Annotated in this window: 20 protein-coding genes; 9 read left to right on the top strand and 11 right to left on the bottom strand. The window is 70.2% G+C overall.

The annotated features are described in order from the left end of the window. Positions 1 to 286: 286 nt before the first annotated feature. Positions 287 to 2326, bottom strand: a complete 2040-nt coding sequence (locus MPE_RS03780; RefSeq protein ID WP_011828358.1) for an alpha/beta hydrolase domain-containing protein — start codon at positions 2324 to 2326, stop codon at positions 287 to 289. Positions 2327 to 2790: 464 nt separating this feature from the next. Between MPE_RS03780 and MPE_RS03775 the strand changes: the two genes are divergently transcribed. Further along, positions 2791 to 3660 carry a dioxygenase family protein gene (locus MPE_RS03775; protein ID WP_041929525.1) on the top strand — a complete coding sequence of 290 codons (870 nt, stop codon included), beginning with the start codon at positions 2791 to 2793 and terminating at the stop codon, positions 3658 to 3660. Positions 3661 to 3676: 16 nt separating this feature from the next. Here the strand turns inward: MPE_RS03775 and MPE_RS03770 are convergent, their stop codons facing one another. The 3 genes from MPE_RS03770 to MPE_RS03760 are packed head-to-tail and all read right to left on the bottom strand — an operon-like array spanning position 3677 to position 5927. Continuing rightward, entirely contained in the window at positions 3677 to 4993 is a 1317-nt protein-coding gene (locus MPE_RS03770; protein WP_011828355.1) for a c-type cytochrome, read from the bottom strand. Positions 4994 to 5003: 10 nt separating this feature from the next. Then, entirely contained in the window at positions 5004 to 5726 is a 723-nt protein-coding gene (locus MPE_RS03765) for a c-type cytochrome (protein ID WP_011828354.1), read from the bottom strand. Positions 5727 to 5738: 12 nt separating this feature from the next. Further along, positions 5739 to 5927: a DUF2970 domain-containing protein gene (locus MPE_RS03760; protein WP_036233100.1), complete on the bottom strand. Its 189-nt coding sequence runs from the start codon at positions 5925 to 5927 to the stop codon at positions 5739 to 5741. 153 nt (positions 5928 to 6080) lie between these two features. Here MPE_RS03760 and MPE_RS03755 point away from each other — a divergent pair, with 153 nt between their 5' ends. The 4 genes from MPE_RS03755 to MPE_RS22655 all read left to right on the top strand — a co-directional run bounded on the left by MPE_RS03755 (position 6081) and on the right by MPE_RS22655 (position 11794). Continuing rightward, complete coding sequence (locus MPE_RS03755) at positions 6081 to 7511, top strand: aminotransferase-like domain-containing protein (protein ID WP_011828352.1); 1431 nt, start codon at positions 6081 to 6083, stop codon at positions 7509 to 7511. A 74-nt stretch (positions 7512 to 7585) separates the two neighbouring features. Then, positions 7586 to 7948, top strand: a complete 363-nt coding sequence (locus MPE_RS03750; protein WP_049820754.1) for a hypothetical protein — start codon at positions 7586 to 7588, stop codon at positions 7946 to 7948. A gap of 169 nt (positions 7949 to 8117) precedes the next feature. Then, positions 8118 to 9896 (top strand): methyl-accepting chemotaxis protein, encoded by a 1779-nt coding sequence (locus MPE_RS03745; RefSeq protein ID WP_011828350.1) that lies wholly within the window; start codon positions 8118 to 8120, stop codon positions 9894 to 9896. 104 nt (positions 9897 to 10000) lie between these two features. Continuing rightward, a complete protein-coding gene (locus tag MPE_RS22655) occupies positions 10001 to 11794 on the top strand; it encodes a sensor histidine kinase (RefSeq protein WP_011828349.1) in 1794 nt (597 codons plus the stop codon). Positions 11795 to 11825: 31 nt separating this feature from the next. Here the strand turns inward: MPE_RS22655 and MPE_RS03735 are convergent, their stop codons facing one another. The 3 genes from MPE_RS03735 to MPE_RS03725 all read right to left on the bottom strand — a co-directional run bounded on the left by MPE_RS03735 (position 11826) and on the right by MPE_RS03725 (position 13069). Then, positions 11826 to 12191 (bottom strand): DUF2917 domain-containing protein, encoded by a 366-nt coding sequence (locus tag MPE_RS03735; RefSeq protein WP_011828348.1) that lies wholly within the window; start codon positions 12189 to 12191, stop codon positions 11826 to 11828. A 19-nt stretch (positions 12192 to 12210) separates the two neighbouring features. Further along, on the bottom strand, positions 12211 to 12693 hold the full coding sequence (locus MPE_RS03730) for a cupin domain-containing protein (RefSeq protein ID WP_011828347.1): 483 nt from the start codon (positions 12691 to 12693) through the stop codon (positions 12211 to 12213). 61 nt (positions 12694 to 12754) lie between these two features. Further along, the gene (locus MPE_RS03725; protein WP_202796705.1) at positions 12755 to 13069 is read right to left on the bottom strand and encodes a putative quinol monooxygenase; all 315 of its coding nucleotides are present in this window, start codon (positions 13067 to 13069) and stop codon (positions 12755 to 12757) included. Between the two features lie 115 nt (positions 13070 to 13184). Here MPE_RS03725 and MPE_RS03720 point away from each other — a divergent pair, with 115 nt between their 5' ends. Beyond that, positions 13185 to 14147 carry a LysR substrate-binding domain-containing protein gene (locus MPE_RS03720; protein WP_011828345.1) on the top strand — a complete coding sequence of 321 codons (963 nt, stop codon included), beginning with the start codon at positions 13185 to 13187 and terminating at the stop codon, positions 14145 to 14147. A 7-nt stretch (positions 14148 to 14154) separates the two neighbouring features. Here the strand turns inward: MPE_RS03720 and MPE_RS03715 are convergent, their stop codons facing one another. Further along, complete coding sequence (locus MPE_RS03715) at positions 14155 to 14760, bottom strand: 2-hydroxychromene-2-carboxylate isomerase (protein ID WP_011828344.1); 606 nt, start codon at positions 14758 to 14760, stop codon at positions 14155 to 14157. Next, positions 14757 to 15656: a CmcJ/NvfI family oxidoreductase gene (locus tag MPE_RS03710; RefSeq protein WP_011828343.1), complete on the bottom strand. Its 900-nt coding sequence runs from the start codon at positions 15654 to 15656 to the stop codon at positions 14757 to 14759. The genes MPE_RS03715 and MPE_RS03710 overlap by 4 nt, the downstream gene beginning before the upstream one ends. 272 nt (positions 15657 to 15928) lie before the next feature. Between MPE_RS03710 and MPE_RS03705 the strand changes: the two genes are divergently transcribed. Beyond that, on the top strand, positions 15929 to 16819 hold the full coding sequence (locus MPE_RS03705; RefSeq protein WP_041929524.1) for an urease accessory protein UreD: 891 nt from the start codon (positions 15929 to 15931) through the stop codon (positions 16817 to 16819). Here MPE_RS03705 and MPE_RS22650 read toward each other — a convergent pair. Together MPE_RS22650 and MPE_RS03695 are read right to left on the bottom strand one after the other, a co-directional pair. Further along, complete coding sequence (locus tag MPE_RS22650; protein WP_158304595.1) at positions 16743 to 17852, bottom strand: glycosyltransferase; 1110 nt, start codon at positions 17850 to 17852, stop codon at positions 16743 to 16745. The genes MPE_RS03705 and MPE_RS22650 overlap by 77 nt on opposite strands. Before the next feature lie 202 nt (positions 17853 to 18054). Then, complete coding sequence (locus tag MPE_RS03695) at positions 18055 to 18732, bottom strand: sugar transferase (protein WP_011828340.1); 678 nt, start codon at positions 18730 to 18732, stop codon at positions 18055 to 18057. Between the two features lie 335 nt (positions 18733 to 19067). Here MPE_RS03695 and MPE_RS03690 point away from each other — a divergent pair, with 335 nt between their 5' ends. Next, positions 19068 to 19541: a PEP-CTERM sorting domain-containing protein gene (locus tag MPE_RS03690; RefSeq protein ID WP_041929523.1), complete on the top strand. Its 474-nt coding sequence runs from the start codon at positions 19068 to 19070 to the stop codon at positions 19539 to 19541. 236 nt (positions 19542 to 19777) lie between these two features. After that, positions 19778 to 20731, top strand: coding sequence for an EpsD family peptidyl-prolyl cis-trans isomerase (locus tag MPE_RS03685; RefSeq protein ID WP_041929522.1), 954 nt, complete (start codon positions 19778 to 19780; stop codon positions 20729 to 20731). Positions 20732 to 20755: the final 24 nt, after the last annotated feature.

Here is a 20755-nt window from a genome sequence, read left to right as displayed (position 1 = left end):
CAAACGATGTCGGACACAAATCAACCGAACGTGGCGACAAACAGGTAGGCCCCTCAGGTGCAGCGCTGCAGGCCCAGGGGCTTGTTGCCCATGCTCTTTCGACTGCGCCAGGGCAAGAAGCTCATCCAGGCCTGTGTTCCTCCCGGGGCAGGGCCCCGACTGTCATCTCAGCCCGCAGACGCCGTTCACACGCTTGCGTGCCTACAGCAGCGTCCAAGAAGCGGTTCGCCGGCCCGCAACCCGGTCAAGGGTGCCATGACGCCGCAGCCTCGGGACCCTCGGGACCTCATGGCACACGCGGAGGCCAATGAAACCGCAGCCGGGCCACCCGGTCCCAGTATGTCCGCATGGTGGTGCGGGCCTGCTCGCGATCCTGCGGGAGCAGGAAGCCAGCGGCGACTTGCGCCTCGATTGCATGCTCAACCATCGCCATGTACCCGTCCACCCCAACGTAGCGCTCGGCAATCGACCGCCGCGGGTCCTTGGCGCGGGCACCTGCTGCGGCCGTGGCCGGAAACGGAATGAACGCCCCCCTCAGCCCCGAGATGAAGCCGAAGGGCAGCAGCGCCGCATCCCGCGGATTCCAGGCCGTGTAGGTGCCAAGCGGGACCGACTGCGCAAGGCCGCACCAGGCGCCGAGTTCATTGCCATCCGCATCGACCTGCGGCACCAGCAGCACATACGGCGGGCCGACCTGTGGAGGCTCGGTGATGACGCCCTGCGATCGGTAATCGCGCCCAAGATCGAGCTGGTACCTCGGCGGCGGGGCGGTGGGCACGACAACACCCGGAATCGCTGGAAACCTGAGCTTGTCGGGCGGTACCAGCGTGGACCCCCAACGCGGGTGCGTGGACGGCGGTGGCTCCGCACCCGCCGAGATCCACCGGTCGAGGCCCACCAACAAGGCGGGCAGCGCCAACGCCAGATCGTCGTTGTCGTTGTAGGGTAACGCTGCGCGGTCGCTGCTTTCCAGGAACAAGGTCGATGCCTGGGGTGCGTGCGCGGTCCCGGCGAAGGCATAAGTGCGTGTGCCCTCGGCCTCGGGCACAGGCTGGCGGCCATCCACGGTGGTGTGAAGCAGAGAGCCCGCCCTCGCCCAGTATTCCGTCGAGTTGAGCACATGGAACAGGCGCGGCTGAACCCCATCCCGACGCGCGCGGTCCAGCAAGCCTTCTGCGGGGCCTGGCCCGGCGATGTCCGGCGTTGGCAGGTCGGCGAAGGGATAAAGGTCGACGGCTCGCAAGTGGCTCCTCACCGAGTTACCTGCCTCTCCTGGCAGTGCATAGCGGTGGTTGAAGGAGCCGCGGCCCGCGCCGCTGGCCGTGTCGAGCACACCATCCAGCACGCGACGCCCTCGTGCGTCGGCATTGAAGCCCCGGTAGAGGAAGTCGCGGATCAACCGCCCGCCTTGCGAGTACCCGTAGCCGATCACTCGGCGCGCATAGGCCGGATGACGGTTCAGCGCGCTGACGGTGTCGCCATGCTTCAGGTGGGAGGCAAAGTCGCGCAAGGCGGCCTGCCCCAGCCCCATCACCTTGGCCGGCCCGGCGGTGAAGACGATGGTCACCAGCGTCGGTCGATCGACCGGGGTTGCGAGGACAAAGGCGCACCGGTCATCAACGACGCGACCATCTGCCGCCCTCCTGGCGAACCGCCACGCAGCGCGGGGCATGACCTCTCCCGGATCTTCCAGGCTGCGGTGGGTGCGCAGCACGGCGCTTGACTCGGCGCCTTCGAGCACGCAGGGGGCTTCTTGATCGAAGTCGCCGCCATCGCGTCGACCAGGGCCCCAACCCAGGAAGGCGGCCGCCCGGACGGATCCCGTGACCGGCACAGACGGTACGGTCAGACCGAATTCGTCGGCCTGCAGGTCGCCCTGCCACCCGGCCCATGCCAAGGTGTAGCCCATGTCGAACAGGGTCGAGCGCGAGACTTCACGCGTCTCGTTCCTGCTGAGGGCGAAGCTGTCGGCCTGGAACAGCAGACCATTCGATTGATCGCGGCCGCGATTGGCGAACTCGAAGACGGTGGTCCCGTTGGCCCTGGCGGCGTCGCGCGGACGCAGCAGCAGGAAGGGGCCATGAAACTCGACCTTGCCCCGGGCATTGCGCGGCGCGAGATGGATGTCGGCGACATCACGGGACGAGGCCGCGGCGGGGTCAATTTCGTAGCGCACCCGGCCCGTCAGCAGCTCGTATTCTCCGGCGCCAAAGGCACGACCCGGTATCCAAGGCCGCTGGTCCGTGACCTCGATCGCGACCACCTCGGCGGGGGCCGGCGTGGACATGAACCCGGCTATCAGGGCCAAGAAGAACCAGCGGAGCATCGGCGCTTTCCAACACGGCACGGCAAGCGGGTGCCGAGAACCACGTCGACATCGGACAATGACGGCGAGCGTCAACGGCCATCATTGTCGTCAAAAGCCGCTGGCAGCGGCTGAGAGTTTGCGGCTGGCCGCCCTCAACGAGCTCGGTGGCCGGTGATGTCAGCACCCTGCCTGATGCAGTTGCTGAACGGCGGCTTCAGGGTGACGGATTCGAGGCCATGGATGTCGCTGATGGGTCGGAAGCGCCACTCCGCGTTGAACCCATCCGGTCGTTCATCGAACTGCTGGCCTCTCCGCACGCCGAGTGCGCGACCCCAACCGTGAAGCAGTCGTACGTCCGGGTTGACCAAGACCGAACGACCGGTAACCGCCGCCGCGGTCGTTCGCCCTCCCTCACCCCCACCGAACGCTGCATGCAAACCCGCTGAACCCCGCCCCGCCGCGGCGGTGATGCAATGGCAGGCATGAGCACCACCGCACCTGCCACTCCCCTGCCCGCCCTGTTCGTCTCGCACGGCTCGCCGATGCTGGCGCTGGAGCCGGGCCGCACCGGGCCGTTCTTCCGGCGCCTGGGCCAGACCATCGACACGCGCTTCGGCCGGCCCAAGGCCATCGTGGTGGTGTCGCCGCACACCGCCGCGCGCCTGCCGCTGGTGCTGGGCAGCGCCCAGCACCACGCGGTGCACGACTTCGGCGGCTTTCCGCCCGCGCTGTACGAGCTGCAGTACGGCCCGCCCGGCGCGCCGACGCTGGCCACGCGCGTGAGTGCGCTGCTGGCCGCGGCCGGCATCGCCGCGCACCCCAGCGACGAGGCGGGGCTGGACCACGGCATCTGGGCGGTGCTGCGCTTCGCGTGGCCCGACGCCGACGTGCCGGTGCTGCCGGTGGCGCTGGCGCCGCATCAGCCGCCCGCGGCGCAGTGGGCGTTGGGCGAGGCGCTGGCGCCGCTGCTGGCCGAGGGCGTGCTGGTGCTGGGCAGCGGCAGCCTCACGCACAACCTGCAGCTGGTGTTCGGCCGGCGCCGGGTCGACGCGCTCGGCGCCGAGGACGGCGAAGAAATGGCCGAGAGCCGGGCCTTCCGCGACTGGGTGGCCGGCCGCAGCGCCGCGCGCGACCGCGACGCGCTGCTGGCCTACCGCACGCAGGCGCCGCACGCGGCGCTGATGCACCCGACCGACGAGCACTGGCTGCCGTTCTACATCGCCGCCGGGGCCGGCGGGCTGGCGGCGCCCGGGCTGCGGCTGCACGACGCGGTGACCTACGGCTGCCTGGCGATGGATGCCTATGCCTTCGGGGCGGGCGCGCAGCCGCTGGCGGAGGCGCTGGCGGCTTGACCCCGCCGCCCTCACCTCACCGCAGCGCCCCCGGCCTCAGCCTCAGCACTTCCAGCGGCGTGACCGGCGCCGCGTCGTTGCCCCAGGCACCGCGCACGTAGCTCAGCACCGCGGCGGTGTCGGCCTCGTCCAGCACGTGGGCGAACGGCGGCATGCCGAAGGGGCGCGGGTTGCCGGCGGTGGCCGGCAGGTAGCCGCCGCCCTGCACGATGCGGATCAGGTTGGCGGCCGAGTCCATGCTCACCGCGCGGTTGCCGGCCAGCGGCGGGTAGAGGCCCGCGGCGCCCTCGCCGGCCGGGCCGTGGCATTGCGCGCAGTGCTGCTCGTAGAGCTTTGCACCGCGCGAGTCGGCTGGCCCTGCCGCGGCCACGTCAGCTTGCGCCGCGCGCGGACGGCGCGCGCCGTGCTGCGGCAGCGACTGCAGGTAGACCGCCATCGCGTTCAGGTCGGCGTCGTTCAGGTGCTGGGTGCTGCGGGCCACCACTTCGGCCATTGGCCCCATGGCCGAGCCGCGGGCCGAGCGGCCGGTCTTCAGCAGGTCCACCACGTCCTGCGTCGACCACTCGGCCACGCCGGCTTCGTCGGCCGACCGCAGCGAGGGCGCGTACCAGTTCTGCACCGGGATCAGCCCGCCGCCGAGCGGCAGCCCCAGATCGCTGGCACCCAGCGCATTGCGCTGGGTGTGGCAGGCGCTGCAATGGCCCAGGCCGCGCACCAGGTAGGCGCCGCGATTCCAGTCGGCCGGGCGGTCGGCCTCGGGCTCGAAGCGCGCCGGCTCGAAGTACAGCGCACGCCACACCGCCAGCGCGGCCTGGGTGTCGTACGGGAAACGCAGCGCGTGCGCCGGCCGCGCCTGCGCCACCGGCGGCAGGCTGCGCAGGTAGGCGAACAGCGCGTCGCTGTCCTCGCGCGTGACGAGGGTGTAGTCGGTGTACGGAAAGGCCGGGTAGAGCAGGCGGCCGTCCATCGAGCGGCCGTGGTGCATGGCGCGCCAGAAGTGCGCGGCGCTCCAGCGGCCCAGGCCGGTGGCGGGGTCCGGTGTGAGGTTGGACGAGAACACGGTGCCGAACGGCGTTTCGATCGCCAGGCCGCCGGCGTAGGCGGCCCCGCCGCGCGCGGTGTGGCAGCCGGCGCAGTTGCCGGCGCGCGCCAGGTAGGCGCCGCGCTCCACCTGCTGCGGCGTCGCCACGAACGGCGCCGCGTCACCGGCCGGCATCGGCGACTCGCCGCGCACGTTGAGCGCCCACACCGCAGCCCACAGCGCGGCGACGATCAGCACGAGGCCGAGCGCCGCCCACAGCGCCAGCCTGGGACCGCGCGGATGCTTCGTCATGCCGCGGCCCTCATGGCGACACGCCGCTGCAGGGCCGCGGCAGCTTCGCCGGCAGCGCGGCGGCGGGCTTGCCGCCGGCCGGCACCGGTTGCGACGACAGCCAGGCCGACAGCGCCGCGATGTCCTCCGGCGCCAGCTGGCGGGCGATGTCGGCCATGCAGTCGGGTGCGAGCGCGTGGCGCTGGCCCGAGCGCCACTGGCCGAGTTGGCTGTTCAGGTAGTCACGCGGCAGGCCCAGCAGGCCGGGGATGGCCGGCTGCACGCCGAGCATCGCCTCGCCGTGGCATTGCGTGCAGGCCGGCAGCTGGCGCGCCGCATCGCCCTCGCGCACCAGCACGCGGCCGCGCTCCAGCAGCGCGGCCGGCGCGTCGCGCGTCTGCGGCGGCGGGTAGGGCAGGTCGAGCGCGGCGAAGTACTCGGCCATCTCGCGCAGGTAGTCGTCGGACAGGGTCTCGACCAGTGCGCTCATCAGCGGGTAGTGGCGCCGCCCGTCGCGGAACGCGAGCAGCTGGTGGTGCAGGTAGCCGGCGGGCTTGCCGGCGATGCGCGGGAAGTAGCCGAAATTGGTGGCCTGGCCTTCCTTGCCGTGGCAGGTGGTGCAGGCCAGGACCCTTTGCGCGAGTGTGTCTTCCGGCGGCCAGTGCGGCGCCGGCGTGCCCTGTGCCGCGGCGGCCGATGCGAGGCCCAGGCCCACCAGCAGCGCGGCGAGCGCATGGCGCCAGCGGCCGTTCACGGTCAGCCCCCTTCAGCTCAGCGAGCGCACCGCCAGCCCGGCCAGCGACACCAGGCCCACGACGAACAGCGCGGCCAGGCCTACCGCCACCAGCAGCAGCGGCACCGGCCGGGCGCGCTGCAGGTCGATGGCGTGGTCGGCGCGCTTGCGCACCCCGAAGAAGCTCCACAGCACGATCTGGACATAGCGCAGCGAATTCATGGTCGGACTCCGGCAGACATGACGGCACTGTGCGCCAGTCACCGCGGGTTTTGAAGGCTCAGATCGACGCAAAAAAACCAGATCAGTTTGCCGGCTTTCTTGAAATTCCTTGCTTTCTGATCAGTACAGTCGGGCCACAGCCCTCCGCGCCCGATGAAACGCTACGAACGCTATGCCGACGAGATCGCGCGGCTGATCGCCGACCGCGCGCTGCAGCCCGGCGACCGCCTGCCGTCGGTGCGCCAGGCCAGCGCGCACCGCGGCATCAGCCCGGCCACGGTGTTCCAGGCCTACTACCTGCTGGAGTCGCGCGGGCTGGCCGAGGCACGGCCCCGCTCGGGCTACTACGTGGCGGCGCGCGCGCTGCCGGCGCCGGCCGAGCCGCGGCTGTCGCGGCCGCGGCGGCGCTCCAGCGGCGTGGAGGTCAGCGAGCTGGTGTTCGAGGTGCTGGGCTCGGTGAAGGACCGCGACGTGGTGCCGCTGGGCTCGGCCTTCCCGAGCCCGCAGCTGTTCCCGATGGCGCAGCTGGCGCGCGGGCTGGCGGCCGGGCTGAAGCGCCTGGACCCCTGGCGCACGGTGGAAGACCTGACGCCGGGCAGCGCCCGGCTGCGCGAGCAGATCGCGCTGCGCTACCGGCTCGACGGCCTGGAGGTGAGCGCCGAGGAGATCGTCATCACCAACGGCGCGCTGGAGGCGCTGAACCTCAGCCTGCAGGCGCTCACGCGGCCGGGCGACACGGTGATCGTGGAGTCGCCCACCTTCTATGCCGCGCTGCAGGCGCTGGAGCAGCAGCACCTGAAGGCGCTGGAGGTGGCGACCCACCCGCGCACCGGCATCGACCTCGCGGCGCTGGCGCAGGCGCTGGAGCGCCACACGGTGAAGGCCTGCTGGCTGATGCCCAATTTCCAGAACCCGCTGGGCAGCCTGATGCCCGACGCGAACAAGCAGGCGCTGGTGGAGCTGCTGGCCGCGCACGGCGTGCCGCTGATCGAGGACGACGTGTACGGCGAGCTGCACCACGGCACGCGCCGCCCGCCGCCGGCCAAGGCCTGGGACCGTGCGGGCGGCGTGCTGCACTGCGCCTCGTTCTCCAAGAGCCTGGCGCCGGGCTACCGCGTGGGCTGGGTGGCGGCCGGCCGGCACGCGCAGGCGATCGAGCGGCGCAAGCTGATGACCACGCTGTCGGCGGCGGTGCCGTCGCAGCTGGCGCTGTCGGAGTACCTCGACCGCGGCGGCTACGACCGCCATCTGCGCCGGCTGCGCCCCGCGCTGGCGCGCCAGCAGACGCTGGCCCTGCGCACCATCGCCCGCCATTTCCCCGCCGGCACGCGCGTGGCGCGGCCCGAGGGCGGCTACTTCCTGTGGATCGAGCTGCCGGCGAGCGTGGACGCGCTGGCGCTGCACCGGCTGGCGCTGGCGCAGCGCATCAGCCTCGCGCCGGGCCAGCTGTTCTCGACCGACCGGCGATTCCGCCACCACGTGCGCCTGAACCACGGCCACCCGGACGACCCGCGCTTCGAATCCGCCCTGCAGACGGTGGGCCGGCTGGCCGGCGAACTGGCCGCCGCGGGCCGCGTCGCCTGAAGCGCACGCACGGCGCCGGAACCCCGGCCCGTCCGGCCGCTCGAAGCAGCTCCCCCACTCCCCGCCGTCGCACCATGCAGCTCGCCCTCTGGCTCTTCACCGCCTTCGGCATCGCCCTGTGGTCGCTGTGCGCGTGGGGGCTGCACACGCTGCTGACCCTCGACCCGGCCTGGCTGAACGACGTGAACACGGCGGTTGCGCACCTGCCCTGGGGCGACTGGCTCGCCACGTGGCTGCCGGGCTGGCAGGACCTGCTGCGCCTGGGCATCGGCCTGACGCAGGCCGCGCTGGCCTGGGTGGGCAGCGCCGCGCCGTGGATCGTGTGGACGGTGTGGGGGCTGGGCTGCGCGGCCTTGCTGGGCATCGCCGGCCTGCTGAGCCTGCTGCTGAAGCTGGCGCTGCCGAAGCCGGCACCGGCGCCCGCCGGCACCGCCTGAGCGGCACGGACGGCGCGAACAGGCCGGGTTTCGCCGGCCTTATCGACGGAGCCGAGGTGCCGAGTCGCCGGCACCATCGCAGGGTCGTGGAACACAGGCGGGTTGCGCCCGTCCGGTCCACGAGCGCCTATCCGGCACCCCCTGCCATCGACATCATCGATCACACGACATGAAACTGAGCGACATGAAGATCTCGACCCGGCTGATGCTGGGCTTTGCGGCGATGGCCGTGCTGATGAGCCTGCTGGGCGCACTGGCCATCATCAAGGTGACGGCCATCCAGGGCAAGTTCGCCGACGTGATGGACGACCGCTACCCGAAGATCCAGACCGCCGGTGACATCCGCACGGTGAACAACGAGGTCTCGCTGGCGATCCGCAACCTGTTCGTGGTGAGCGAGCCGGCTGACGTGCAGGCCCAGTTCGACGTGATCGCCAACAGCAGCAAGCGCACCAACGCGAACATCGACACGCTCCAGCGCAGCATCACCAGCGCGCAGGGCAAGGCGGCGCTCGACAAGCTGATGGCCGCGCGCGCCGACTACCGCGGCCCGCGCGACAAGGTGCTGGAGCTGCTGCGCGCCGGCCAGATGGACGAGGCCAAGCTCGTGCTGGTGCGCGAGGTGACGCCCAAGCAGGTCGCCTACATGGCCCGCCTCGACGAGCTGATCCAGCTCCAGGAGAACCTGATGACGGCCTCGGCCGACGAGGTGAGCGCGGCCGTCTCCAGCACGATCTCCAGCGTGGCGGCGCTGCTGGCCGCCGCCTTCGTGGTCGCCGGCCTGATGGCGCTGTGGATCATCCGCAGCACGACCCGGCCGCTGGCCGAGGCGGCGGCGATCGCGCGCGCCGTCGCCGGTGGCGACCTGGCGATGGAGTTCGCCGCCAACGGCAAGAACGAGACCGGCCTGCTGCTGGCCGCGCTGCACGACATGAAGACCCGCCTCGCGGCGATCGTGAGCGAGGTGCGCCGCAACGCCGAAGGCGTGGCCACCGCCTCGGCGCAGATCGCCCAGGGCAACAACGACCTCTCCAGCCGCACCGAGGAACAGGCCAGCGCGCTGGAAGAGACCGCGGCCTCGATGGAGGAGCTGTCGAGCACCGTGAAGCAGAACGCCGACAACGCCCAGCAGGGCAACCAGCTCGCGCTGGGCGCGTCGACCGTGGCGGTCAAGGGCGGCGACGTGGTCGGCCAGGTGGTCGACACCATGAAGGGCATCAACGACAGCTCGAAGAAGATCGCCGACATCATCGGCGTGATCGACAGCATCGCGTTCCAGACCAACATCCTGGCGCTGAACGCCGCGGTGGAAGCGGCACGCGCCGGCGAGCAGGGCCGCGGTTTCGCGGTGGTGGCCAGCGAGGTGCGCAACCTGGCGCAGCGCAGCGCCGATGCCGCCAAGGAGATCAAGGGCCTGATCAACGCCAGCGTGCAGCGCGTGGAACAAGGCAGCGCGCTGGTCGACCAGGCCGGCGTGACGATGAGCGAGGTGGTCTCGTCGATCCGCCGCGTGACCGACATCATGGGCGAGATCAGCTCGGCCAGCCGGGAACAGAGCGCCGGCGTGGCGCAGGTGGGCGAGGCCGTCACGCAGATGGACCAGGCCACGCAGCAGAACGCCGCGCTGGTGGAAGAAAGCGCCGCCGCCGCCGAGAGCCTGAAGGCCCAGGCCCAGCAGCTGGTGCAGGCCGTGGCGGTGTTCAAGCTGGCGCACGACGCCGCCGCGTCGACCGCGGCGCAGGGCTCGTCGAGCCGCGCACCGCTCGCGCTGCCGGCTCCGACCCCGGCCAAGCCGCCCAAGGCCGCCGCGGCGCCGATGATCGAGCGGCGCAGCCCCAACCGCGCGACCAACGTGGTGCGCCCGGCCTTCCAGGCCAAGGCGCCCTCGTCCACGACCGCCGAGGCGGCAGCGGCCCGCAGCGGCACCGACGACTGGGAATCGTTCTGACGGTTCGCGCCACCCCGCACGAAGCGCCGCGACATCGCTGATCGCGGGCACCCGCCCGGCGTTACAGTCGGCGCTTCGTCCTGTTCCCGGGGGCTGAGCGCCGCATGGATTCGGTCTTTCGACGTCGGGCAACGCAGGTCGCGCTGGGCATCGGCGCGATCTACATCGTCGCCGGCATCGCCTGGATCCTGCTGTCCGATGCGCTGGTGCTCCAGGTCTCGAACGACATCGACTGGCTGACGTTCACCCAGCGCTACAAGGGCATCGCCTACGTGCTCTTGAGCGGCCTGCTGGTCGTCGCGCTGGTGCGCACCGGCAACCTGGCGCTGCTGAAGGCCCAGCAGCGGCTGCACATCGGCGAGGTGCGGGTGCAGGACCTGTTCCAGCACCACCCGAAGCCGATGTGGGCCTTCGACGAGGAGACGCTGCGCTTCATCGCGGTGAACCACGCCGCGGTCGCGCACTACGGCTATACCGAGGCCGAGTTCCTGGGCATGCTGGCCACCGACATTCGCCCGCCCGAGGACGTGCCGCAGATGATGCGCCTGCTGAGCGAGACGCTGACGCCGCACCACGATGCCGGCATCGTGCGTCACCGCAAGAAGAACGGCGAGCTGTGCCATGTGCACGTGAGCCTGCACCGCATGCGCATCCGGCACCGCGACAGCGTGCTGGTGATCGCCGACGACGTGACCGACGAGGTCCGCACGCGCGACGCGCTCAAGCGCCAGGAACTGCAGTTCCGCCAGCTGCACGACAGCCTGCAGGAAGCGCTGTGGATCGGCAAGGACGACGTGCGCGAGATGCTCTATGCGAGCCCGGCGTTCCTGACGATCTGCGGCCACTCCGCGCGCTCGCTGCTGCAGGACCGCACGCTGTGGCTGTCGCTGGTGCACCCGGAGGACCGGCCGATCGCCGAGGAATCGCTGCTCAACCTGGTGGCGTTCGGCAGCGCGCAGTGCGAGTACCGCATCTGCCGTCCGGACGGCAGCGTGCGCTGGGTGGCCGACCGCAAGCGCCGCATCGTCGACGCGAGCGACGGCTCGCGGCTGGTGGGCGGGATCATCGAGGACATCACCGACGTCCGGGCGGCCGCGCAGGCCCTGCGCGACGCCAACGAGCAGCTGGAGGAACGCGTGCAGGCCCGCACCGCCGCGCTGCAGTTCGCCAACGACGAGCTCGACGCCTTCGCCCGCACGGCCGCCCACGACCTGAAGACACCGCTGAACGCCATCATCGGATTCATCGGCCTGCTGCGGGCACGCTATGCGCCGGCGCTGGGCCCCGAGGGGGACCGGATGAGCGCGCTGGTGGAAAGCTCGGCGCGCGGCATGAACCACCTGATCAACGACCTGCTGGCGTTGTCGCAGGTGGCGACGCACCAGTTGCAACCGGTGTCCGTGGACCTGAGCGCCATCGCCCGCGAAGTGGTGGCCGAGCTGCGGCAGTCCGAGCCCGGCCGCCAGGCCGAGGTGAGGATCGAGGACGGGCTGCACGCGCAGGCCGACCCCGGACTGGCCCGCTCGCTGCTCATGAACCTGATCGGCAACGCCTGGAAGTACTCGGGCAAGCGCGCGTGCGCCGAGATCGAGGTGGGCCGTGTCGAGTCGCCGGACGGCACGGAGTTCTTCGTGCGCGACAACGGCGCCGGCTTCGACACGCGGCAGGCGGACAAGCTCTTCAAGCCCTTCCAGCGGCTGCACGAAGCGTCGGAGTTCAGCGGCACCGGCGTCGGGCTGGCCACCTGCCAGCGCATCGTGCGCCGCCATGGCGGGCACATCCGCCTGAGCTCGCAGCCCGACGTGGGCACCACGGTGTTCTTCTCGCTCTCCGGCCGCGCCAGGACGCGCCCGGCCGACGAGCCGCCGCGCGACTCGGGCTTCGCGCGGCTCGCCTGACCTGACCGGCAGCGGACGCGCCGGCGAGGGCTCAGGCGGTCGGCGTACCGCGCTGCTCCGCCACGTGTTCGCGCAGCAGGGCGATCCGCAGCCGGCAGCGTGGCATGCCGACGACCAGCGGCTTCCCGCTGGCCGGCACGCGCCGGACGTCACCCGGCGAAAGGATCGTGTCGGCCAGACACCCTTCCCGCGTCAGCCACGCCGTTCCGCTCAGGCATGCGACCCAAACGTCCGTCGGCGAGGTGATTCGGTAGGGCTCGGCGAACGCGACGTCCACCTCCAGGGCGTCGGGTCGCGACACGGCGCCCGGTCGGCGCCAGAGGCGCAGCGCCGCACCCACGGTGCGCTCCAGGCGTTCGTTCCACGCGATCAGGACGTGGCGAGAGCTCGGCTTCATGATGCGGGCGGGGGGTCCGTCAATACGGATCGCCGTTCTTGTGCAGGAACTGCCACCGGCCGCCCTCGCCCAGCTGCGCCACGAGGTCGTCGTCCGGGTAGATCGCGCTGTCGCCGGCGGTCCTGTCGCCCACCACCAGGAAGAGGCAATCGTGGTCGGTGCGATTGACCAGCCGGTGCGCATCGCCGCTGCCCGCGCGGAATCCGGCGCACATGCCGGGCTGCAGCGGCGTCTCGCCCGCGTCGGTGACCAGCGTCGGCGAGCCCGCCACGACGTAGACGAACTCGTCCTGCCGGCGGTGCGCGTGCCGCAGCGCCGACACCGCGCCGGGCGCCAGCAGCGTCAGATTGACACCGAAGTTCGACAGGCCGAAGACATCACCGAGCGGACGGATGACGCGCCCCGCCATGCGGGACGCGAAGGGCTCGGGATAGTTGGACGGCTTCGTCCGCACGGCGGCCTGGAGCGCGTGGATCGCCACCGGTTTCTGGTCCTCATTCATCGGTTCCTCCGACTCTGGATGTCATGGGTTCGGCGCCGAGGTCCGGGCTCGACGCGGGCGTTCAGAGCGTGCCCTGCTCCAGGCCGTGCAGGTAGTTGAACTCGGGGGCCTCGACGCCGGCACGTCGCCGGATCTCCTCCAGCCCCGGCGATTCGAAGAAGGCGCGGGCCTCCGCGAGCGATGTCCATCGCGAGAAGTGAACCACCCGGTTGGCATCGTGCTCGTCGCGCAGGAGCTGGTAGCTCAGTTCACCGGCGCGCCGGCGCAGCGCGGCGGCCTCGTCGAAGACCTGCTTCCAGGCCGCGTAGTCGCGCACGGAGTGGATGATCAGCACGTGGTCCATCGAGGGCCACGAAACGGTCGGATCGGTTGTCACCACGGTCTCCGGTCGAAGCAGGGGCCGGCACGCATGCCGGTTCGAGGTTCGGATTACAGGACCGCGCCGCCTGTGCTTCAATCGATCATTCCGTCGCATCGCATACGCCCCAGGAATGTCACTCCCTCTCGTACGACTGCCATCGCTCGACCTGATCCGGGGTTTCGTCGCGGTGGGACGCCGCATGAGCATCACGCTCGCGTCGCAGGACCTGTGCCTCACGCAATCCGCCGTCAGTCGGCAGATCGGCGCGCTGGAAGAGCAGCTCGGCGTGAAGCTGCTGGTCCGCGGCTACCGCTCCATCGCGTTCACGGCCGAAGGCGAACGGCTGTTCCGCAGCGCCGACGGCGCGGTGCAGCAGATGCAGGACGTGATGGGCGAGATCCACACCACCGGCGTGCTGCGACCGGTGATGCTGAGCGCGAGCATCGGCGTGACGGGCCTGTGGCTGCTGCCGCGGCTGAGCCGGTTCCAGAAGCTGCATCCGGGCGTGGACCTGCGCGTGTCTGCGAACAACCGCGTGGCCGACCTGCGCAGCGACGGCATCGACCTGGCCATCCGCTACACCACGCCGGCCTTGGCGCCGGCCGGGGCGACCCGCCTGTTCGGCGAATCCGTCGCGCCGGTGGCCCACCCTTCACTGGGCCTCAAGTCCCTGCGGTCGGCGCAGGCGCTCGCGAAGGTCTCGCTGCTGGAGTTCGACGACCCGACGCACCCCTGGCTGCGATGGGGCGACTGGCTCGGTGCCGCAGGCTGGTCCGACGTGCGGCACCAGGGCATGCTGCACTTCAACCAGTACGACCAGGTGATCCAGGCCGCGCTGGACGCGCAGGGCGTGGCGCTGGGGCGCATCGAGCTGATCCAGCCGCTGCTCGACGCCGGCCGGCTGGTCCGGCTGGCCCCACCGAACCACCGTGCGGACATGGAGCACGCCTACTGGCTCATCCTCGCCAACGATCGTCCCCGCGCCGACATCCGTCGCGTGGCGGAGTGGATAGAAAGCGAGGCGCGAATGTCGGCCGAGCCCGCTCTCGCGCCCCCGCAGACGGCACCGAAGCCGCGCGCCCGGCGTTCCTGAGTCGTCCCTACGCCGGCGCCTGGACGCAGTGGTCCAGGGCATCGTCCAGGCGATCGTTGCCCCAGAACATGTCGTCGCCCACGAAGAACATCGGCGCACCGAAGATCCCTCGCCGCGCCGCCGTCTCCGTCTGCTGCCTCAGCCGCAGCTTGTTGGCCTCGGACTGCGCCTCGTCGATGATCTGCCGTGCCGGCAGGCCGAGCGCCGTGAGCACCTCCGTCACCACCTTGTTCGTATCGATCTCCCGGTCCTCGCCGAAGTTGATCGACATCACGCGCCGGCAGTAGGCGCCGATCCAATCCTGCTCGGCCCCCACGAGCGCCACGCGTGAGGGCAGCAGCGACGAGCGGGGAAAGCCCGAGGGCCGGGTCCATGCCAGGTCGTACTTGCGGCACTGGCGCACCATGTCCTGCCAGACGTAGTCGCCCTTGGCCTTCTGCAGCACGAAGGGCGATGTCTGCCAGCCAAAGCTCCGGAAGATCGGCCCCAGCAGGAAGGGCTTCCAGCGGACTTGCACGCCGCGCCGGGCAGCGCAGTCCTCGATGCGCATCACGCTGAGGTAGCTGTAGTTGCTGGCGAACTCGAACCAGAACTCGATCGGCGCGGCGCTCATTGCGCGTCTCCGTAGACCACGAGGCAGCGCAGCTCGATGCTCTCGCGCAGCGGCGCGCCGGCGGGGATGTCGGGCAGGTCGAAGGCGGTGTGCGGTGTGAACCGGGCCACGCCGCTGACCCGGGAGTCGTACTGCTTGAACACCAGCGCCTCATGGCGGTCCATCTGCGAGAAGTAGGACCATCGATGCAGCGGCGAGTGCAGCGCGACGTAGATCTCGCCGGTGCGGCGCGGGTAGCGCACATCGCTGACCACGAGGTCCGAGACCGTCAGCGTGCGCGCGTCGCACACCGCGAGCGGCGTGTCCAGCACCGGACCCTTGATCGACCGCCACACGTTGACGATGGCGAACCGCCTGACGCGGGCCACCGCCTCGGGATCGTCCAGCACGAGCGCCAGCCGCTTGCGGCCGGAGGCTTCCGTGTAGTCGTTGTGGATGCGGCCATTGGCCGCGGCCACGTCGTTGGCGCGTTGCCGGCCGAACGTGAGTGCCGCGCGATCGGGTTCGCGCCGGCGCACCAGGTGGTCGAAGACGTAGGCGCGCGTCGCGCCGGTCGCGGCCAGCGCCAGTTCTGCGGCCTCGGGGTAGTAGCGGGCCCGGACCGCTTCGGTGTCGAGGAAGTCCGTGACGGACGTGGGCGCGTCCCACAACGCGTAGCCCTCGCTATCGATGCACGGCGGCTTGTCGGCGAGGCGCGCGTCCCGGATCTCCATCTGCCGCGGCTCGTACTCGCAGTTCTCCCACGGTGTGCCCGGCGGCGGCTCGCAGGCATAGCTGTACGGACGCTCCGCGGTGGGCTGGAGGTAGTTCAGTCGCGCCAGGACGTGCCTGTCTCGGCGGGGCGACGGGCCGGGGGGAGTGCGCAGGGGCTCGAGCAGAGGGGTCAGCGTGTTCATGGGGGCTCCGGAGGTTCGTTCATCGAACGAGCAGAGCCCGGAACCGATCGCCTGGGTCGGTTCGCCGCGGGCGCTGCTGCGAGACCCATTGAACCCATCGCCGACGTCCGCCTCAAGCGACATCTGGGGCGCTTCGCATGCGCCGTACGCATGTTGCGAGGTGCGGATCATCGTCCCGTCCGGAGCTGGATCCACGAGGCTCGAGCGAGCGGCTAGAGTTGCGGCCAATCGCTCGCGCCCTCCGCGTCCCTCCCCCGCTCCGCACGCATCCCATGGCCTGGCTCGGCAGCCTCGACCTGCACTACCGCCCCGATCCCGACGCCCCCGCGGCGGCGCTTCCCCGCACCATCGGCCGCGGCGTGCACAGCGGGCCGCTGCGGGTGCTGCAGAGTCTGTACCCCGAAGGCCCGGGCATCTGCCACCACGTGCTGGTGCATCCGCCGGGCGGCATCGTGGGCGGCGACGAGCTGGCGCTGACGGCGCAGGTCGACACCGGCGCGCACGCGCTGCTCACCACGCCGGGCGCCACGCGCTTCTACCGCAGCGGCGGCGACGCCGCGCTGCAGACGCTGACCGCCCGGGTGGCCGACGGCGCACGGCTGGAGTGGCTGCCGCTCGAGACCCTGGTGCACGACGGCGCGCGCGCACGCAACGCGCTGCGCTTCGAGCTGGCGCCCGGCGCCGAGATGCTGGGCTGGGACCTGCTGGCGCTGGGCCTGCCCGCGGCGGGCGAGCGCTACGCGAGCGGCTGCTTCGAGCAGAGCATCGAGGTGCGCAGCGCCGCCCACCCGCTGCCCTGGCTGGAGCGCGGCGTGCTCGACTTCGACGACCCGCGCCATGCGCCCGTCACGCAGCGGCTGCTCGCCAGCCCGCTGGGCTGGGCCGGCCACACGGTGCTGGCGACGCTGTGGTTCGCCAGCGGCACCGCCCTCGCGAGCGCGCGGCGTGATGCGCTGATCGACGCCGCACGCGCGCCCGACTCGGCCGCACAACCGGGCGCCGAGCCGCTGGGCGTGACCGCCCCGCACGACCACGTGGTCGTGCTGCGCATGCTGGGCGCGCGGGTGGAGCCGCTGATGCAGCGGCTCAGAGCGGTGAGAGGTCGATGGCGCCGGCTGGCGTGGGACTGCGCGGGGGCGGAGCCGCGGGTGTGGCGGACGTGAGGCCCGAGCCACCGATGGAAGGCAGCAGCGGCGACAGCGGCGAGAGGCCGCCCGGACCCGTGGGCAGGTCGTAGGCCGACAGCAGCGAGTCGCGGAAACGCGCTTCGCTGAATCGCTGCCGTGCGGTCCGGCGGGCCGCCGCGCCCATGGCGGCACGCAACCCCGGTGTGTCGATCAACTGCGCGATGCTGTAGAGGATTTCTTCTTCGTTGCGGCAGAGAAAGCCCGTCTCGCCGTGCCGGATGACGTCGCGGTGATCGGGAGTGTCGATCGCGACACAGGGCAGACCGACCGCCATCGCTTCCGCCAGGAACACGGGGAAGCCGCGCGTCCTGCCGGGGGCCATATAGATCCAGCCTGCCGCCAGACGCGAGGCGAGATCGCTGTCCTCGCGCACGTCATAGACGCTCACATCGGCGGCACGCAGACGCACCTGCGAGTTCTGATCCGTCCGGCCGATCCAGTTGAAGCTCAGGCGCAGCGCCTTGTCGCTGAGCAGCACGGCGAGTTGCGCGAACAGTTCAGCCGCGCGCGGATCGTGGCAGCGACTGCCGGTGACGATCAGCGGGTGGTGGACTTCATGGCGATCAACGTCGAAGAAGGCCTCCGACACCGGGCTCTCGGCCACCTCGATCGACTGGGTGTCCGTCAGCGTGTGCAGGGCCTTGGCCTCCTGCGACAGACTGGAGATCGCTCGCAGATCACGCAACGAGCCGATCACGGGCTTCAGGCACCACAGCATCAGGCTTCCCAAGCGATGCAGCGAGCCGAGCGACTTGGAGCCGTGAGGCGAGTAGTACATGGGAACGCCCAGCCCCAGGGACCGGGCGACATACGAGCCGATGAGCGACGGCAGGAAACCATGCAGGTGCATGGCCTTGACGTCGTCATGCTTCGCCAGCACCTCGCGCAAGGTCTGCATCGATGCCTGCCAGCGCAGCAACCGGCTGCCGCGCTCCGGGATCAGCACCAGATCGATATCGTCATGGAAGCGGTGCAACTGGTGGCGGTAGCGCAGGTCGTCGACGATCACCACCGTCTGCGCCAGACCGGAGCCGGTCAGTGCCTCGGTGGCAGGACCCAGAAAGCTGAACACCTCGTCGGTCAGTCGCCCGACCAGATGGATCACATGGCCGCCCGAGGAGGCCACACCCGTACTCCGACTCGGTGCAGGCCCGTCTCCTGAGCGATCCGCGCCCCTCAATGCGACCTCTTGCGACGCAAGTCGGCAACCCTCACCGTGCGCCGCGCCGCGTTGCGACAACGGCGACCGTCTGCACGATGATCCAGGCGTTCAACCAGAACGAGCGGCGGCCCACGTAATAGCGGTCCATCGCGACCCGCTCGCTGTAGGTGGTCTCGTTGCGGCCGCTCACCTGCCACAGGCCGGTCATGCCGGGCCGCACGCTGAGGTAGTGCCAGCGCACACGGCCGTAGCGCGTGAGTTCCGGCACCGTGATGGGACGTGGACCCACGAGACTCATTTCGCCGCGCAGCACGTTGAACAGTTGTGGCAGCTCGTCGAGGCTGGTGCGGCGGAGGAAATCGCCCACCGGGGTGATGCGAGGATCGTTCGACAGCTTGTGATCACGTGCCCACTCGGCCTGGGCCTGCGGGTCCTTCTTCAACAGGTCCGAGAGCATCTGCTCGGAGTTGACGAACATGGTGCGGAACTTGAGGCACCGGAACAGCCGACCATCACGCCCGACGCGGTAGTGCCCGAAGAAGATCGGCGCGCCGTCGCGACGCCAGATCAACCACGAGACGACCAGCATCACGGGGCTCAGCAGCACCAGGATGATGAGCGCGAGCACTTGATTGAACACGGTGCTCGACGCATCGAGCAGCGAATGGCGGACGCCCGTCCGGCCCTTCACCTGTAGCGCATTCAGAATGTAGGCAGCAGCAGTCATGTGGGATCTCCGTCGACCGATTTTGCGGCGCAAATGCTGCAGTGCAAGATTCTTGCCAAAAAAGAATTGGGAGTTACACCGGCTTACGGATCCGGCGACGTTCGACAGTCGAAGCGCCTGATTTACCATCAATGTGAAACACGACGAAACCCCAAACTTCGTACTCACGTCGATGTCGACGTCTCGAAGCTTGGCCGTTCCGAGCAAGAGGCGGAATTTCCCTAAAAACTACATTTTTTGACACACTGCAGCAATCGAACGCACCGAGTTGGATTTCATCGAGGACACTTGTGGTGTCGCGTCGGGCAATCGACGTTCAGTCTGAGGAGTCGTACATGAGTTTGAAGCGCCTGCTAGTGGCCGCCTTGGCCGCCGTTGCCCTGCACGCCAATGCCTTCGTGGGCAACTACGACGAAGGCTCGTTCACCTACAACTCCGGCAAGCAGTTCGTGGTTGCCGACGTGTTCAACTTCCAGCTCACCTCGCCTTCGAGCCTGCGCACCACGCTTGAGATCACGAAGAGCAATGGCCTGCTGGGCCTGGGCTTGTTCGATGCGGTCGACAACAGCCTGATCGGCAGCTTCTTCCTCGCCGGTCCGCAAGGCGCAACCACCACCCGGAGCTTCGCCAACCTGTCCACCGGCAGCTACTACTACGGCGTGCTCGGCGGGTTCCTGCCCAAGGGCAGCTATACGCTGCACTCGTCGGCTACGGCGGTGCCAGAACCCGCTGCGCTGGGGCTCGCCCTGCTGAGCGTGGGGGCTCTAGGACTGGCGCTGCGTCGCAAGAAGTCGCAGCAACCCGTCTGATCCGCGTCGCGATCGACGGCGACGCAAAGGCGCCCTTCGGGGCGCCTTTGTCTTTTTCGGATCGTCGTCTGAATGACGATGGCTGCCCCCGCTCGATGCAGGAGCCGATACAGCCGCACACGGCTGTTGTGGGTGCTTTCGTCATCGCCGCGCACTAGTCTTGCTATGGTTAGGGTATTCCCCGCAGCCCCCTCTTGATGAATCACTCCAGTCCACTGCCCAAGCCCACTCGCCTCATGACGGCCCTCGTCCCGGCCTGCTGCGCACTCGCGCTGATCGCGTGCGGAGAGCGCCGCGCCGACACCAGCACATCGCAAGTGGCGGCGCAGGTGGGTCAGGGCGAGGTTTCGATCCATCAGGTGAACCTCGTGCTGCAGCGACAGCCCGACCTGCGCCCCGAACAGGTGGAGGCCGCCAGCCGCGCGGCACTCGAGCGGCTGGTTCAACTCGAACTCGCGGTGCAGAAGGCCAACGAAGCCAAGATCGACCGCGAACCCCAGGTGGTGCAGGCACTGGATTTCGCGCGCCGCGAGGTGCTGGCGCGCGCCTACATCGATCGCCTGGCCGAAACCGCCGCCAAGCCCACCGCGCAGGAAATCGAGCGCTTCTATGAAGAGCGGCCCGCACTCTTCAAGACACGCCGCATCTATTCGGTGCAGGAGCTCGGCATCGTGGCACCGAGCGAGCGGCTGCCCGCCTTGCAGGCCAAGCTCGCGGCGGCCCGCACGGTGCCCGCCATGCTGGCGGAGCTGAACGCCGGCGGTCTGAACTACACGCTGGCCTCCGCCACCAAGCCGGCGGAAGACTGGGCCCTGCCCGTGCTCGACCGGCTGGCCGGCATGAGTGAAGGGCAGGTGGAGTTCCTGCCGCAGCCGCCGGGGCTGCGCGTGCTGGTGTTGACCAGCAGCACGCCCGCACCGCGCAAGCTGGAAGAAGCGCGGCTGCCCATCGAGCAGTTCCTGTTGAACGAGCGCAAGCAGCAGAAGGTGGACACCGAACTGAAAGCCATGCGCGGCACGACGCCGGTCAAGTACCTCGGCAAGTTCGCGCAGGCTGCGCCGGGAGAGGCTGCAGCAGGGGCTGCTGCCGGCCCGGCCTCCGCGACCCTGGCACCGCCGGTCGCCACCGGCAACGGCAAGGCCGAGCTCGAGGCCGAGGCGCGCAGCAAGGGCATCCAGGGCCTGCGCTGAGCGCGTGCCTGTCCAGAAGACCTC

The organism is Methylibium petroleiphilum PM1 (genome assembly GCF_000015725.1).
GTDB lineage: Bacteria > Pseudomonadota > Gammaproteobacteria > Burkholderiales > Burkholderiaceae_C > Methylibium > Methylibium petroleiphilum.
The sequence above is the reverse complement of the archived record's forward strand: the minus strand, read 5'-3'. Positions and strand labels throughout refer to the sequence as shown.